The organism is Paraburkholderia rhizosphaerae, assembly GCF_004366595.1.
GTDB lineage: Bacteria > Pseudomonadota > Gammaproteobacteria > Burkholderiales > Burkholderiaceae > Paraburkholderia > Paraburkholderia rhizosphaerae.
The window spans coordinates 1-14,976 of record NZ_SORE01000039.1; the positions used below are offsets into that span (position 1 = coordinate 1).

Annotated in this window: 14 protein-coding genes; 10 read left to right on the plus strand and 4 right to left on the minus strand. The window is 63.6% G+C overall.

The window, feature by feature from the left end; genetic code table 11:
• Positions 1-306 precede the first annotated feature (306 nt).
• Positions 307-1,449: an AI-2E family transporter gene (locus BX592_RS31235; RefSeq protein WP_134197156.1), complete on the minus strand. Its 1,143-nt coding sequence runs from the start codon at positions 1,447-1,449 to the stop codon at positions 307-309.
• A gap of 232 nt (positions 1,450-1,681) precedes the next feature.
• Here BX592_RS31235 and BX592_RS31240 point away from each other — a divergent pair, with 232 nt between their 5' ends.
• From BX592_RS31240 to BX592_RS31255, 4 genes are all read left to right on the plus strand, one after another.
• Complete coding sequence (locus BX592_RS31240; protein ID WP_134197196.1) at positions 1,682-2,896, plus strand: DUF2863 family protein; 1,215 nt, start codon at positions 1,682-1,684, stop codon at positions 2,894-2,896.
• Positions 2,897-3,121: 225 nt separating this feature from the next.
• Positions 3,122-4,228, plus strand: a complete 1,107-nt coding sequence (locus BX592_RS31245; protein WP_134197157.1) for a response regulator transcription factor — start codon at positions 3,122-3,124, stop codon at positions 4,226-4,228.
• A 10-nt stretch (positions 4,229-4,238) separates the two neighbouring features.
• On the plus strand, positions 4,239-4,913 hold the full coding sequence (locus BX592_RS31250) for an energy-coupling factor ABC transporter permease (RefSeq protein WP_134197197.1): 675 nt from the start codon (positions 4,239-4,241) through the stop codon (positions 4,911-4,913).
• A 184-nt stretch (positions 4,914-5,097) separates the two neighbouring features.
• A complete protein-coding gene (locus tag BX592_RS31255) occupies positions 5,098-5,802 on the plus strand; it encodes a BspC domain-containing protein (RefSeq protein WP_134197158.1) in 705 nt (234 codons plus the stop codon).
• Between the two features lie 65 nt (positions 5,803-5,867).
• On the opposite strand, the gene BX592_RS31260 is transcribed toward BX592_RS31255, so the two are convergent.
• Both BX592_RS31260 and yaaA read right to left on the minus strand, forming a co-directional pair.
• Complete coding sequence (locus BX592_RS31260; RefSeq protein WP_134197159.1) at positions 5,868-7,049, minus strand: M14 family metallopeptidase; 1,182 nt, start codon at positions 7,047-7,049, stop codon at positions 5,868-5,870.
• Between the two features lie 45 nt (positions 7,050-7,094).
• Positions 7,095-7,877 carry a peroxide stress protein YaaA gene (gene yaaA, locus BX592_RS31265; RefSeq protein ID WP_134197160.1) on the minus strand — a complete coding sequence of 261 codons (783 nt, stop codon included), beginning with the start codon at positions 7,875-7,877 and terminating at the stop codon, positions 7,095-7,097.
• A 67-nt stretch (positions 7,878-7,944) separates the two neighbouring features.
• Here yaaA and BX592_RS31270 point away from each other — a divergent pair, with 67 nt between their 5' ends.
• Positions 7,945-8,508, plus strand: coding sequence for a putative toxin-antitoxin system toxin component, PIN family (locus tag BX592_RS31270; RefSeq protein ID WP_134197161.1), 564 nt, complete (start codon positions 7,945-7,947; stop codon positions 8,506-8,508).
• Positions 8,509-8,576: 68 nt separating this feature from the next.
• Positions 8,577-9,749: a pyridoxal phosphate-dependent aminotransferase gene (locus BX592_RS31275; protein ID WP_134197162.1), complete on the plus strand. Its 1,173-nt coding sequence runs from the start codon at positions 8,577-8,579 to the stop codon at positions 9,747-9,749.
• A gap of 115 nt (positions 9,750-9,864) precedes the next feature.
• On the opposite strand, the gene BX592_RS31280 is transcribed toward BX592_RS31275, so the two are convergent.
• The gene (locus tag BX592_RS31280) at positions 9,865-10,512 is read right to left on the minus strand and encodes a glutathione S-transferase family protein (RefSeq protein ID WP_134197163.1); all 648 of its coding nucleotides are present in this window, start codon (positions 10,510-10,512) and stop codon (positions 9,865-9,867) included.
• A gap of 113 nt (positions 10,513-10,625) precedes the next feature.
• On the opposite strand from BX592_RS31280, the gene BX592_RS31285 reads away from it, so the two are divergent.
• From BX592_RS31285 to BX592_RS31300, 4 genes are read left to right on the plus strand one after another with little or no spacing between them, the layout of a single operon-like run.
• Entirely contained in the window at positions 10,626-12,230 is a 1,605-nt protein-coding gene (locus BX592_RS31285) for a 3-hydroxyacyl-CoA dehydrogenase (RefSeq protein WP_134197164.1), read from the plus strand.
• Positions 12,227-13,015: an oxepin-CoA hydrolase, alternative type gene (locus tag BX592_RS31290; protein ID WP_134197165.1), complete on the plus strand. Its 789-nt coding sequence runs from the start codon at positions 12,227-12,229 to the stop codon at positions 13,013-13,015. Before BX592_RS31285 ends, BX592_RS31290 begins: the two co-directional genes overlap by 4 nt.
• A gap of 11 nt (positions 13,016-13,026) precedes the next feature.
• On the plus strand, positions 13,027-13,743 hold the full coding sequence (locus BX592_RS31295; RefSeq protein WP_134197166.1) for a histidine phosphatase family protein: 717 nt from the start codon (positions 13,027-13,029) through the stop codon (positions 13,741-13,743).
• Between the two features lie 32 nt (positions 13,744-13,775).
• Entirely contained in the window at positions 13,776-14,903 is a 1,128-nt protein-coding gene (locus BX592_RS31300; RefSeq protein ID WP_134197167.1) for a phosphotransferase, read from the plus strand.
• Positions 14,904-14,976: the final 73 nt, after the last annotated feature.

The following is a 14,976-nucleotide window of genomic DNA, read 5'->3' on the forward strand; positions in this document are numbered from 1 at the left end:
AAGCGCCCACACTTATCGGCTGTGTATTGTTAAAGATCACTTCACGACCGAAAGACCCTGACCACCGTCTTCCTGCGTGTCCGCTGCGCGTTGCAGCAGAGAAGCGAGATTATGCAGACTTCCACTCACATCGTCAACAGGTTTTTAACTTCTTCCAACCTGCTGCGTGTCGCGCAAACCCGCGCCATTGCTGGCACTCCCGCCTTCCGCACTTCACTCCATCACCCCTCACATCCGGGCCGCTTGAAGCGCGAAAGACCGAGATTCTAGTCACTCGCCGAAGCCGGCGCAAGTGAAATCCGAGATTTATTTTCCAGGTGACTTTTCGACTTCACGGGACGCCGGGGAAGGTCCTTGCATCGCCGCGGCGGAAGACTCGCTCGCGACCGCTTCGCCTGAAGACGCTCGCGTGCCTACCGTCCAGTCGTGCAGCACCGTGTACGCAACGGCGAGCAGCGTCGGCCCGATAAATACGCCGAGGAAACCGAACGCAAACGCGCCGCCGAGAATCCCGAGCATCACGAGTATCAGCGGCATATCGCTGCTCTTGCCGATCAGGATCGGCTTGACGACGTTGTCGGACATGCCGACCACCACGACACCCCACACAATGAGGAAAATCGCCCACCCGGTCTCGCCGCCGTGATAAAGCCAGATTGCGGCCGGCAGCCAGACCACGACCGGGCCGCCTGGTATGACCGATAGAAAGAACGTCGCGAGCCCGAGCAGCGCAGGCGCGGGGACGCCGGAGATCCAGCAGCCGAACCCGGCCAGCACTCCTTGCACGAGCGCCGTGCCGAGAATGCCGTAGACCACGCCCTTTATCGTGCTACCCGCCAGCGCGAGCAGATAATCGGCGCGCTCGCCCGCGACGCGCCGCATGCCCGCATTGAGCCATGCGGCAGCCCCTTCGCCGCCGGTATAAAAGAAGAACGCGAGAATGATGCTGAGCGCAAGCAACCCCAGTCCGTGCGTCACCGCGAGCGCAGCCGAGAGAATCCACTTGCCGGCCGGCGCGGCCAACGTGCGCAACTGCGCGGCCATTTCGGAGCTGCTGCTCGTCACGCGCTCCCAGAACGATTCAATACTCGTCCCGACGAGCGGTATATGCCCGACCCATGACGGCAGATCAGGCAACCCTCCATCGAAGAGACGCTGCACGAACGCCGTGATATCGCGCGCATGCGCGCCGAATGCAAACCCTGCATAGACGAAGGGTCCGAGCACGACGACCAGAATGGTCAGCACCATCAGCGTCGCGGCCCATCTGCGGCGCCCGCCTAGCGCCGCAGTCAGCCTGCAATACAAGCCCCATGAACTGAAGCTGAGAATCGCGCCCCAAAGAAGCGCAGTCGTGAAAGGCGCGAGCACCAGCAGCGAACCGCCGACCAGAATGATCAGCGCAAACACGGCCGCGAGCCGCTCGATGAGTTGGTCCGATTTCACCATGAGGCTCTCCCTATGCCAAACCACGGCGACAGACGGCGATGCACGACAAAGCCCGCCCAGTCAGTATAGGAGAACGCGTTACAGCGCAATCCCGGACGCTGTTCAGTCCCCGCAGGAGACCGCGCGGCAGTCCTTCGCAAATGCAGACCTCTGATAGCCGCTGCGCGCCTGAACATACCGCGCGGGAGAAAGGACTAGAATGTATGGTTCTCTGCACACAACCTCCGGATTTATGCGCTCGCGAATAGCCAAACGCCTCCCCCCCGAAGCCGACAAGCTGGTCGGTCTGTCGCTTGCCCTATTCGCATCGGGCAGCCGCACTGAAGACCGTTTCTGGGAAGCGAAACTCGACGCCATGCTCGCGAAGATCGTTCGCAACGGCAATCAGACAACTCTGGACGCCGCGCTCGATCATCTGCAGCAGAACCACCCGGACGCCTACGGTGCGCTCGCCGATATGGCCGAAACGCATAGCGAGTCGCTCGTCGTCGAGCACGAAGGCGAGACCTACGAGGCGTTGCTGATCGCCGCGCCGGTGCTCGCATGGACGCGCTATGCCATTCCATCGGGCGCGCTGAAGGGCGAAGCATCCGATGCACTGCGCGCGCACCTGCAGGCGCACGTGCTGGCCGCCGGCACGCGCGTCGCGATGGCGCCGTTCATGTACAGCATCGACCAGTTGCCACGTCATCACGTCGAAACCTGGCGCCTCGCACAACAGTTGACTCAGGCTGCGATGAGCGGCGGCAACGCGAAGATCAACTTCGGCGAGTTGCCGGAAACTTCACCGATCCTCGCGGACCCGCGTTTTCTGCTAGCTGTCGTCGCGGCGCCGGTCGGCGCACCGGTGTTCCGCTGGCAGGAAGAGGAACATGGCACCCGCATCGAGCGCGGTCAGTGCCTCGAGCAATGGGCGGCGCAAGGCGGCGCGAACCTGTCGGTCGTGCTGCCGGGCTGCGAATTCGAATGCCTGCTGCCCGACGCGTACTACTCGGCGTGCCGCGACGCGGACGAACGGGTGCGCCCGCACACGGTTCGCACGGCAGTGCGTTATCTGTTCGACACAATCGGCGCGGCGCCGCAGGAGTTGCGCGCAGTCGTCGCCGGCTTCGGCGAGCGGCGTATCGACGAATATCGGATCGGGTTCACGCGGCGCGGCAGCAACGACGTGATCTATGGCGTTGTATGGCCGCTCTACGGCCGCGAGAACGGCGATCCAAGCATCGACGAGGAACCGCAGGAGCCGGGCACCGAAGACGGCCCGCTCGAAGACATCGTCGCGCTGCTCAAGGAAACCGGCATTACCGATATCCGGCGTCATGCGGGCCGCTTTGAACCGGAATACTGCGACGACTGCGGCGTGCCACTTTACGCGGATCCGCTCGGCGAGATCGTGCATGCAGAAATGCCTGAAGATGCGGAGCCCGCACAGCCGCATTTCCACTAAACATGTGCTGCTGTTCTTAAGAACAGCGTCGAACAACTCGATCAAGCCCCGCCCAACGCGGGGCTTTTTTCATTTTTGTGCACTGATCCTATGCCTATCGGACAGGCGGTCATCCGTTAAGGAATTTGTCATTATCGGATTGGTGGGTGACGCATCGCCGTGCAACAGTCTCTAACGTTTCGCGCGCATCGCGGCACCTCGATCGTCATATCAGGAGGCATGGCAATGCGTTTTTCGCTTCTCAATTCAGACGCCGAACGGCGCGAAGGGCTCAAGGCACTGCTGCGGCAGATCGACCGGAAAGCCCGCTTTAACGAAGCACAAGACTGGCGTCAGGCCGACCGCATCCTGCGGCGGCATCAGCCGGATCTGCTTGTAATCGACTGGCAGGACTGGATGACCGTCACAGACGCGCGCGCGCTCTTTACGGATCACCCGCATGTACCGGTCGCGGTGCTGGTCGACGATACCTCGCCGGACTGCGTGCGCGGGCTCGTCGAAACCGGCGCGCTCGGCGTGATTCCGCGCTCGACGGACCCACGTCTGATCGTGCGTGCGCTCGAGCTCGTGCTGCTGGGCGGGCACTACATCCCGGCCGGCGCGCTGGCCCTCGACGCGCCCGCCGCACCTGCGGCAGCGGCCGCCGCACCTGCGGCCGTCCCTACCGCCGCGCCGGAAACGCGCGCCGAGACAGCCGGCCCGGGCGCCGTCACGGCGACACCCTCCCCCGCCGAAGGCACGCCGCGGCGACTCGAGCTGGTCGTGCCGACGCCTGCGCGGCGCACGCGCTTCGCCGGCGGCCTGTCGCCGCGCCAGGAGCAGATCATGCGCTGCGTCCACATGGGCAGCACGAACAAGATGATCGCCCGCGCGCTCGGCATCAGCGAGGGCACCGTGAAGATCCATCTGGCCAGCATCTTCCAGCAGCTCGGCGCGCCGAATCGGGCAGCCGCGGTCGCGATCTACAACGGCTGGCTCAACGCGCAGCTCGAAGTGCTTCGCACGAGCCAGGAAAGTGCCGAGCGCCCGGTGCGGGGTCAGCCCGGCATCGTGCCACTGCGGCGGCGCACACGCCGCAAGTTCAAGTATCCGTTGCCAGCGAACGACACTGCGACGCCGCTGCCGATGGCGGCCGAACCCGAAGTGCCATTCGGCGACGCGGCGCCTGCCCCCACGCCACCCACGCCGGAAACCTGCAACGACGCGGCCACGGACGCGCACAGCAGCACGACCGGCCCGCAGCAGGAAAGCGCGCCGAACGACGAAGCCCCGGATGCCCCGTGCGACGACTGGCACGGAATCCGCTCACACGTTTCGCCGCCCAACGAGTAATATGAGACACATGGGTTTCTTCTATACTCCGCTTCCGCTATGGGTCGCTGCCGGTGGCTGGATTGCCGCTGCGGTGCTGCTCGCGCTCGCGTTATGGAAGAACCCTTTCAAACGTCTTCAAGACTCGGTGCTGCAGCACGTATGGCTCGCGATCATCGTCGCAGTGTCGGTGCTGTGGGCAAGCAACGCGTGGCTCGAAGACGGCACCGTGATTCATCTGCTCGGCGCAACCCTGGTCGTCACGCTGTTCGACTGGGCGCTCGCGCTGCTGGCAATGGGTGCGGTCGTCGGCCTTGCCGCGGTCGTCTTCGATGCACCGTGGCAAGGCATCGCGCTCACGTTCCTTATTTTCGGCGCGTTGCCGGTCGGCGTGTCGGCGCTGCTGCAGCGTATCGGCAAGGCATGGTTGCCGCGCAGCCTGTTCATGTTCATCTTCGGCCAGGGTTTCGTGTCACCCGCCATCGCGGTGACGGTCGCGTCCGTCGCCGCGTTGGCCACCCATGTCGGCCTCTCGGACGGCTCGCCAAAGGTGATTCCGGTCGGCTATGCGTTCAGCGTATTTCTGCTCGCGTCAGGCGAAGCGTGGTTCACCGGCATGGCCACCGCGCTGATCGCGGTCTATCGGCCGGCGTGGGTCACGACCTATGACGTGCGCCGTTACCGTCTGGGCGGTCCGCGCACCTGAAACGCACCGGGCGATGTTCTCCGCAGACCCATCACAAAGACGCAAAATAAATATGTCACGATTGAACTTCGTTCGGCGTCAGCGCATCTTATTGAGCTGATGTCTCAGTCTCGCTTCAGATTTGTGCTTCTACTGCGCCCAGATCGCGTTTCATCCGCGTGAAGAGCGCGTCACCAATTACAAGATGGATCGCACCAACGTACCGCGCCGGTTGCTGCGGTTGGTCGGCCGGATCGCGGTATGGGCGGCGAGCGTAGCGCTTGCATGTCCCATCGTTGCGTCGGCGGATCAGCTCGAGCAACACAATCAGCTCGTCAATCACTTCGTCAACGACATGCATGCGGATCCGCTCGTTGCGGATTGCGCCGCACATGGTAACTTCGTCGCGAGCACGTCCACTGCATTCGATCACGTCGAGTTCCCGCCCAGCGCGTTTGACAACGTGCATTCGTCAGTCACACCGTGGAACGACTCGTTCGACGAACGCAAACAGCGCGTCAAGGTCGACAGCATCGTGACGGTCGATGGCGAAGGCATTCGCACCGACGGTGGCAACCCGGATGAACTGCACTTCCGCTGCGGTTATGTCGGCACGCAGATGCTGGCATTCTCGTGGAACGACCCGGTGCCGCCGTTGCGGCCGGCGCCAGGTCATACGACAGCGAGCGCACATGCGCGGCACATGACGCACGGCAAGGCTTCGTCGACTAAAAAGGCGTCCGGCAACGGAGCGAAGAAAAGCAGCGCGAAGACCGCGAAATCGAGCGCGAAGACTACGGTCAAACCGGCTGGCAAGCAGACGACCGCCAAGGCAGCGACAGGCAAGACATCGGCAACAAAAACGACGACGCACAAAACAACGTCGTCGACACCGAAGAAGAAACACTGAAGTGAGCCACGCGCAGGCGGCACCCTCACGTTGCCGCGTGCGCGCATCCGCAACGGCACTACACGCTATGCGAACGCTTCGACGTGCCGCAAGATCGCGTGCAGCATCGCCGCGCCGAGCGCCGCACTGCGCTCGCCGTTCCAGCCGACGCGCTCGTCCGGAATGTTGGCGTTGTCCTTGAACGGCATCTCGAGCGTCAGCGACAGACAGCCGAACTCATTGCCGATAAATTTTGACGCGAGCCGCAGTGCATCCTGCCGGTATTTGCTCGCTTCGTAGCCGTATTTGTCCTGGAAATCCGGGCTTGCCTGCTTGAACGCTTCGATAAATGCGTTCTGCTCGCGCGCCTGGCGCTCCGTGAAACCCGGTAGCATTTCCGAGCCTGCGACGAACACATAGGGCAGCACTTCGTCGCCGTGAATATCGAAGAACAGATCGCAACCGGTCGCGCGAATCGCGTCGCGCACAACCAGCACTTCCGGGCTGCGCGCAGCATCGGGCTCCATCCACTCGCGGTTCAGATTCGCGCCGGCCGCGTTGGTTCGCAGATTGCCGCGCACGCTGCCGTCCGGATTCATATTCGGCACGATATGGAACACCGCGTGATCGTAGAGCTTGCGCGCGACCGGATCGCCCGCCCAATCGCCCCAACCCGCAAGTCGCTTGACGAGCCCTTCGACAAACCATTCCGCCATCGTCTCGCCCGGATGCTGGCGAGCGATGATCCAGATACGCTTCTTTTTCACGCCGCCTGAAGCAACCGCAGCCCCCGCAGCGAAGGCTTCCGGCATACCCAGCGTCAGCATCGAAACCGGCCGGCCTTCGACCGTCTTGCCGAGTTCGGTCAACGTCGCATGCGGCATCTGCTGCAACGCGCCGAGAAATTCCGCATGGCGCTCCTCGCTATACGGCTCGAAGTACGCGTAGTAAATGCGATCGAAGTCCGGCGTGTGATCGATCGTCAGCACGCGGCCATCGTATGTGGTCGGCACGCGGAACCAGTTCACGCGATCGTAGCTCGCCATCGCGTGATAGTTGCGCCAGCCTTCGGCGAACGCGCACTCACTGGCGTTCTCGAACTTCATCACGCAGCGCTCGCCACGCGCGCCCGACAGGCGGAAATAGAACCATTGCGCGAACTCCGCGTGACTGTCGCGGCGCACACGCAGACGAATATCGTCGGCCTGCTCGCATGACAGCACGTCGATTGCGCCAGCGTCGAAGTTGCTCGTGATCGAAAGCGTCATCGTGTGTTCCTGCCCGTATCCGTTGCTGCTGGTTACGGCGCGCCGTCAGCTCGCGACGCGCCGGCGAAAGACATAAGTGTCGTCGTTCGATGCATCGGCGTCGAATGCATAGCCCTCCGCATCGAACTGCTTGAGTTCCTCAGGCTTAGCGATCCGATGTTCGACCGCGAAGCGCGCCATCAAACCGCGCGCACGCTTTGCGTGAAAGCTGATGACCTTGTAGCGGCCGCCCTTCCAGTCTTCGAAAACAGGCGTAACGACCGGCGCATCGAGCAATTTCGGTTTCACCGACTTGAAGTACTCGCCCGACGCACAATTGATCAGCACGCGCGCCGCGCCCTTGTTGTGCTTCAACTGCGCGTTCAACGCCCGCGTGATGCGCTCGCCCCAGAACGCGTACAGGTCTTTACCGCGCGCGTTCGGAAAGCGCGTGCCCATTTCGAGCCGGTAAGGCTGTAGCAGATCGAGCGGCCGCAGCAGCCCGTAGAGGCCGGACAGCACGCGCACATGCTGCTGCGCATAGTCGAGATCGGTGGCCGACAGCGTGCGCGCATCGAGCCCTTCATAGACGTCGCCATTGAACGCAAGCACCGCCTGCTTCGCGTTGCCGGTATGAAAGCGTGGAGACCAGTCCGCATAGCGCTGGAAATTCAGTTGCGCGAGCGGATCGGAGATGCTCATCAGCGTGGCGATCTGCTGCGGTGACAAACGACGCAAGCCGCCGATCAGTTCGGCCGCATCGTCGACGAAATCGGGAATCGTATGCTTGCTGACGTGCGGCGGAGTTTCGTAGTCGAGCGATTTCGCCGGCGACAGAACGATTATCATAGGGGTTTTCAGGCACGCCGTGCCTGGCGGTCAAAAGACGAAAGCCCGATTGTAGCGAATGTAACGCATGCCCGGTTCCCTTGCCCCGCACCCCGCGCCCGTTGCGCCGACGCCTGTGTCGGCTGCTGTGCCGCCCGCTGCGTCAGCGAATGCGACACCCGATATCCCGCGCATCGTGCTCGATTCGAACGTATGGATCGACATCCTCGTGTTCGACGATTCACACACGCGCCCGATCCGCGCCGCGCTCGAACGCGGTGCGCTATGCGCGTTGATCGACACGCGGTGCCTTGCCGAGCTGACCTATGTGCTCGACTATCCGCAGTTCGCGAAGCGCGCGATCGACAAAGAGGCCGCGCTCGCCACCGTCGCGCGTTTAGCCCGGTTGATCGAACCCGCGGCGCGCGATGACGCGGGCGTTGCGCCGCCGCTGCCGCAATGCAAGGATCGCGACGACCAGAAATTCATCGAGCTCGCGCACGCGGGTCACGCGCACTGGCTCATATCGAAAGATCGCGCGGTGCTGAAGCTCGCGCGTCGCATCGCGCGGGATTTCGGCTTCCGGATCGGCCAGCCCACGCAGTTCGTCGACGCCTGTCTGTCGCCGCATCAGGCGTGCGCGCCTGCATAGCAGAACAAAGTCACGCAGCGTATCCATCCGATCACCCCTACTCTTTGCCCTCATTCCCGGACAGCGCCATGAATGCACCGAACGACACGCCCGTCACGCCCACGTTTCCGTCCCGCCTGCCGAACGTCGGCACGACGATCTTCACCGTGATGAGCGCGCTCGCGGTCGAAAAGAACGCGGTCAACCTGGGCCAGGGCTTTCCGGATTTCGAATGCGACCCGCGCATCATCGACGCGGTGACGGAAGCGATGCGCTCGGGCCATAACCAGTACCCGCCGATGGCCGGTATCGCGCCGCTGCGCGAAGCAATCGCGGAGAAAATCGCAAACCTGTACGGCCGCCGCTACGATGCGGCGAGCGAGATCACCGTGACCGCGGGCGCGACGCAGGCGCTGCTGACCGCGATCCTGTGCGCGGTGCATCCAGGCGACGAAGTGATCGTGATCGAGCCGACTTACGACAGCTATCTGCCGTCGATCGAACTCGCCGGCGGCAAGCCGGTATTCGTCACGCTCGATGCGCCTGACTATGCGATTCCGTTCGACAAGCTCGCGGCAGCAATTACGCCGAAGACACGGCTGATCGTGATCAACACGCCGCACAATCCCACCGGCACCGTGTGGCGCGCGGACGATATGCGCAAGCTCGAGGCGATCGTGCGCGGCACGAATGTGTTGATCCTGTCCGACGAGGTGTACGAGCACATGGTGTACGACGGCGCGCCGCACGAGAGCGTCGCGCGCTATCCGGACCTTGCGCAGCGCAGCTTCGTCGTGTCGAGTTTCGGCAAGACGTATCACGTGACGGGCTGGAAAGTCGGCTATGTCGCGGCCCCTGCGGCGTTGACCGCCGAGTTCCGCAAGGTGCATCAGTTCAACGTGTTCACCGTGAACACACCGATGCAACTGGGTCTTGCGCACTACATGCAGGACCCCGCGCCGTACCTGAAGCTGGCCGCGTTCTATCAGAAAAAGCGCGATTTTTTCCGCGCGGGCCTTGCGAACTCGCGCTTCCGGCTGCTGCCGTGTACCGGCACGTACTTCCAGTGCGTCGACTACTCGGCAATCAGCGATCTGCCGGAAGCCGAATTTGCGATGTGGCTCACGCGCGAGATCGGCGTCGCGGCCATTCCCGTGTCCGCGTTCTATCACGAGCCGCATGAATCGGGCGTCGTGCGCTTCTGCTTCGCGAAGAAAGAAGAGACACTCGCGACCGCGCTCGAGCGCCTCGCACGTCTCTGATCCGCGCCACCCTGCACGCAAGGCGTGCTGCGTGCTTGCCACGGAACTGGACTGCATCGGGACTGCGCCTGAACGGTTCCGTGCCGCAGCGAGCTGCGCGTAGCCCGCGGTCGAGTCACGTATTGCGCGTCGCGTCCATGTACGCTTTGCGGTCCGCCGTCACACGCTGTGCGGCGGGACGCGCATTGATCGTCTTCCAGTAGCTTTTCCAGTCGACGCCCGCATCGAGCAGAAAGTCGCGCCCGTACACCTGTTGCGTCGCGAGACCGACCAGCGGCAGATGCACGAAGCCGCTGAAATCGGCAACGCTAAACGTGTCTCCACGCAAATATGGGCCGAACTGCGCAAGCCGCTTGAAACCGCGTATATGGCGCGTCAGCAGCTTTTCGACCCGACCTTTCGTCGCATCGGTCACCGCGTTGCCGAAAAACGCCTGCTTATAAAGATTGCGCGCGGTCAACTCGAGTTGCACGTCGATAAACAGGATCAACTCCCGCTCCTTCGCCGCCTCCCACGGATCGCGCGAAAAAATCGCCTTCTCCGGATAGCACGCAGCGACGTACTCGAGTATGGCCTGCGACTCGCACAGGCTGCCGTGCTCCGTCTCCAGAAACGGCACCTTGCCGAGTGGTGAATGCACGAGTACCGCTTCATCCTGGCTCGCGAGTACCGTCTCTTCTTCAAATGGGATCGCGTGTTCGAGTAGCGCAAACTTGACTTTGTTGTAATAGTTCGAGAGCGCAAAGCCGCATAGCTTGATCATTCGGTGTCTCCCTCTACGTCAGGCATTGAATCTGCCTGCATTTGAAACCGACGCCCGCCGAATGGCACGGCACGGTCGTGCTATTTTAAGATAACCATGAGACAACCGACACCATGACACCTATCTCTCGCTCATCTCGCATCGAGACCATCGGCGTCGTCGGCACGGGCGCGATGGGCCGCGGCATCGCGCAGATCGCGGCGCTCGCCGGCCTCAAAGTGCGCCTGTTCGACACCAATCCGGCCGCCGCCGGCGCCGCGCGCGACTATCTCGCGGATACCTTTGCGAAACTGACCGCGAAAGGCAAGCTCGACGATATCGCCGCGCGCACCGCGCTCGCCGCGGTGTCCGGCGCGCAGACACTCGCGGAGTTCGCGGATTGCGATCTCGTTGTCGAGGCGATCGTCGAAAAGCTCGATGCAAAGCGTGCGCTGTTCCGCGAACTCGAGACCATCGTCAGCGGCCGCTGCGTGCTCGCGTCGAATACGTCGTCGCTATCGATTACCGCGATCGCCGCGGGCTGCACCGATCCGTCGCGCGTGGCCGGCTACCACTTTTTCAACCCGGTGCCGCTGATGAAAGTCGTCGAGGTGATCGACGGATTGCGCAGCGACCCGGCCGCCGGCGACGCGCTGATCGATCTCGCGCGTCGCATGGGCCACACACCGGTGCGCGCGAAAGATATGCCGGGCTTTATCGTCAACCACGCCGGACGCGGGATGAACACCGAGGGCCTGCGGATCGCGGATGAAGGCGTCGCGAGCTTCGTCGACATCGATCGGGTCATGCGCGAGCAGGCTGGCTTCCGGCTCGGACCGTTCGAACTGCTCGACCTCACCGCGCTCGACGTATCGCATCCGGTGATGGAGTCGATCTACCACCAGTTCTACGAAGAGCCGCGCTTCACGCCGTCGCCGATCACCGCGACGCGGCTCGCGGGCGGACTGATCGGACGCAAGGCAGGCGAAGGGTTTTATCGATATGTCGATGGCAAGCAGCAGGTGCCGCCGGAAGCGCCGGCGCCGACTGCGCTGCCGCCGCGCGTCTGGATCAGCAAACGGCATCCGCAAGCGCATGACGCGGTGCAAACGCTGGTTACGCAGGCCGGCGTGCCGCTCGACACCGGCGCGACGCCCGCTGCTGACGCGCTGATTGTCGTCACGCCGTTCGGTCTCGATGCAACTACCGCGGCGCTCGATGAACGACTCGATGCAACGCGCGTCGTCGCGCTCGACGCACTGTTTCCGGTGGTCGGCGCGCAACGCCGCACGCTGATGACGACACCCGCGACTACGCGCACCGCCCGCGACACCGCGCACGCACTATTCGCCACCGACGGCGTGCCGGTCACCGTGATTCGCGACTCGACCGGCTTCGTTACGCAACGCGTGGTTGCGACGATCGTGAATATCGGCTGCGATATCGCGCAGCGGCAGATCGCGACGCCGCAAGACATCGATCTCGCGGTCACGCTGGGTCTCGGCTATCCGCGCGGCCCGCTCGCACTCGGCGACGCGCTCGGCGCGCAGACCATCCTGACGATTCTGCGCAACCTGTACGCGGTGCTCGGCGATCCGCGCTACCGCCCGTCGCCATGGCTCGCACGCCGCGCGCAACTTGGGCTGTCGCTCACGCAATGCGATGCGGCCGATACCGACAGCGCCGACGATGCCCACCACCACCCGCACACGTCTCACCCCGAGGAGCCCTCGTTATGACCGCCGAACTGCTCGCCGCACGCCCTGCCGAAAGCGAAGCGACGCTCGTGCTCACGCTGTCCAACCCCGGCGCGCGCAACGCGCTGCATCCGGACATGTACGCAGCTGGCATCGAAGCACTCGAAACCGCCGAACGCGACCCATCCGTCCGCGCCATCGTGCTGACCGGCGCCGATCAGTTCTTCTGCGCAGGCGGCAACCTGAACCGGCTGCTGGAGAATCGCGCGAAAGATCCATCGGCGCAGGCGCAAAGCATCGATCTGCTCGGCGAATGGATTGCCGCGCTGCAGGCATCGACAAAACCGATGATCGCGGCAGTCGAAGGCGCCGCGGCCGGCGCCGGTTTTTCGCTCGCGCTCGCGTGCGACCTGATTGTCGCCGCCGACGACGCGAAGTTCGTGATGTCGTATGCGCGTGTCGGCCTGACGCCTGACGGCGGCGGCTCGTGGTTTCTGTCGCGCGCGCTGCCGCGCCAGCTTGCCACCGAAGTGCTGCTCGAAGGCAAGCCAATCAGCGCAACGCGGCTTTATGAACTGGGCGTCGTGAACCGGCTCGCGAAACCGGGCGCGGTGCGCGATGCGGCGCTCACATGGGCCGATGAACTCGGCAAGCTGTCGCCGCACGCGACCGCGCGCATCAAAACGCTAATCGGCGCGGCCGGCACACAGTCGCTCGACGCGCATCTCGCAGCGGAACGCGACAGTTTCGTCGCCGCGCTGCATCACCGCGATGCGCTCGAAGGCATTAGCGCGTTCCTCGAAAAGCGCCCGCCCGTCTACAAGTGAGGTCGCCCGCGATGCCGCAATATCAATTGCCGAAGCGCCGCCGGATCTACCTGATGCGCCATGGCGACGTCACCTACTTCGACGACTCCGGACGCATGATCGATCCGGATACGGTGCCGCTCAATCCCGACGGCCGCGAGCAGGCACGCGCCGCGGGCCGCGCGTTTGCAGAACAGCAGATCCGCTTCGATCGCGTGATCGCAAGCGGCCTGCCGCGCACCGTCGAAACCGCGCAATGCGTGCTCGACGAAACCGGCCAGCAGATCGGCATCGAGATCGAACCGGCATGGCTCGAAATTCGCGGCGGCAAGCTCGGCGGCATTCCGGACACCGATATCGAGGCCGCCTTTCTGGGCATCTTCGATGGAATCGTGCCGGAGCACATGAAGTTTCTCGGCGGCGAAACGATCGGTCAGCTGTTCGACCGCACGCTGCCCGCGCTGGCCGCGTTGCGCGACGACCGCGCATGGGACTGCGTGCTGCTGGTGCTGCACGGCGGTGTGAATCGCGCCATTCTTTCGCACGCGCTGTCCGCCGGTGGCCGCACGTTCTACGGCCATCTCGCACAGGCCACCGGCTGCATCAATGCGCTCGATGTCGGCGACGCACCGCGCGACTGGGTGCTGCGCCTGATCAATCACTCGCCACCGTCGCCGCTGCACCGCGATATCCGCAATACGACGATGGAAATGCTGTACGCGCAATTCACTCAATACAAGCGCAGCTAACCTTCAATGCGACACAAGGCAAGGAGGAGACAATGCCGCAACCGACGACTCCGTCACACGCAGCGGCCGGCCGCACCGACTATTCGGCGTTTATCGGCACCCGGCCGCTCACGGACCAGCAACGCGTCGATCCGGTCGCGCTTGCGACCTGGCTTGCCGCGCACGTCGACGGCTTTGCCGGTCCGCTGACACTCGAACAGTTCGCGGGCGGCCAGTCGAATCCGACGTTCAAGCTGATCACGCCGTCACGCGCGTATGTGATGCGCGCGAAACCCGGCCCCGCGGCGAAGCTGCTGCCCTCCGCGCATGCGATCGAGCGTGAGTACCGGGTGATGCACGCGCTGCGCGACACCGATGTGCCCGTCGCGCGGATGCTCGCGTTATGCGAAGACGAAAGCGTGATCGGCCGCGCGTTCTACGTGATGGAGTTTGTCGACGGTCGCGTGCTGTGGGATCAGTCGCTGCCGGGCATGACGCGCGATGAACGCGCGGCGATCTACGACGAGATGAACCGCGTGATCGCCGCGTTGCATACCGTCGACGCGACCGCGATCGGACTGTCCGGCTACGGTAAATCCGGCAACTACTTCGTGCGACAGATCAACCGCTGGAGCCGCCAATACCAGGCCTCCGAAACCGAACCGATCGACGCGATGCAACGGCTGATCGAATGGCTGCCCGAACACATTCCGCACGACACGAACGACACCAGCGACAACGCTGCGCGCGCGTCGATCGTGCATGGCGACTATCGGCTCGACAATCTGATTTTTGATCCGCGGGAACCGCGCGTGCTGGCCGTCCTTGATTGGGAACTGTCGACGTTAGGCGACCCGCTCGCCGATTTCGCGTATCACTGCATGGCCTGGCATGTCGATCCGGCACAGTTTCGCGGCATCGCGGGCCTCGACTGGCACGCGCTCGGGATCCCCGACGAAGCGCATTATGTCGAACGCTATTGCGCACGCACCGGCTTCGAGATTCGCGGCGACTGGAACTTCTACCTCGCGTACAACATGTTCCGGATCGCCGCGATTCTGCAAGGCATCATGAAACGTGTCGTCGACGGCACCGCGGCCAGCGCGCAGGCGCTCGATGCCGGCCGCCGCGCGCGGCCGATGGCCGAGCTTGCATGGCGCTACGCACAGAAGGTGCGCTGAAGTTGACGCCCATCGAAGGAAATTGAACGCACGTTGAAAGCACGCCGGCTGCAATGATTTCGAGCCATCCACG

Bases quoted from the DNA above. Each gene is read 5' to 3' on its own strand.
- BX592_RS31235 (WP_134197156.1), bottom strand. From the start codon at position 1,449: ATGGTGAAATCGGACCAACTCATCGAGCGGCTCGCGGCCGTGTTTGCG.
- BX592_RS31240 (WP_134197196.1), top strand. From the start codon at position 1,682: ATGCGCTCGCGAATAGCCAAACGCCTCCCCCCCGAAGCCGACAAGCTG.
- BX592_RS31245 (WP_134197157.1), top strand. From the start codon at position 3,122: ATGCGTTTTTCGCTTCTCAATTCAGACGCCGAACGGCGCGAAGGGCTC.
- BX592_RS31250 (WP_134197197.1), top strand. From the start codon at position 4,239: ATGGGTTTCTTCTATACTCCGCTTCCGCTATGGGTCGCTGCCGGTGGC.
- BX592_RS31255 (WP_134197158.1), top strand. From the start codon at position 5,098: ATGGATCGCACCAACGTACCGCGCCGGTTGCTGCGGTTGGTCGGCCGG.
- BX592_RS31260 (WP_134197159.1), bottom strand. From the start codon at position 7,049: ATGACGCTTTCGATCACGAGCAACTTCGACGCTGGCGCAATCGACGTG.
- yaaA (WP_134197160.1), bottom strand. From the start codon at position 7,877: ATGATAATCGTTCTGTCGCCGGCGAAATCGCTCGACTACGAAACTCCG.
- BX592_RS31270 (WP_134197161.1), top strand. From the start codon at position 7,945: ATGCCCGGTTCCCTTGCCCCGCACCCCGCGCCCGTTGCGCCGACGCCT.
- BX592_RS31275 (WP_134197162.1), top strand. From the start codon at position 8,577: ATGAATGCACCGAACGACACGCCCGTCACGCCCACGTTTCCGTCCCGC.
- BX592_RS31280 (WP_134197163.1), bottom strand. From the start codon at position 10,512: ATGATCAAGCTATGCGGCTTTGCGCTCTCGAACTATTACAACAAAGTC.
- BX592_RS31285 (WP_134197164.1), top strand. From the start codon at position 10,626: ATGACACCTATCTCTCGCTCATCTCGCATCGAGACCATCGGCGTCGTC.
- BX592_RS31290 (WP_134197165.1), top strand. From the start codon at position 12,227: ATGACCGCCGAACTGCTCGCCGCACGCCCTGCCGAAAGCGAAGCGACG.
- BX592_RS31295 (WP_134197166.1), top strand. From the start codon at position 13,027: ATGCCGCAATATCAATTGCCGAAGCGCCGCCGGATCTACCTGATGCGC.
- BX592_RS31300 (WP_134197167.1), top strand. From the start codon at position 13,776: ATGCCGCAACCGACGACTCCGTCACACGCAGCGGCCGGCCGCACCGAC.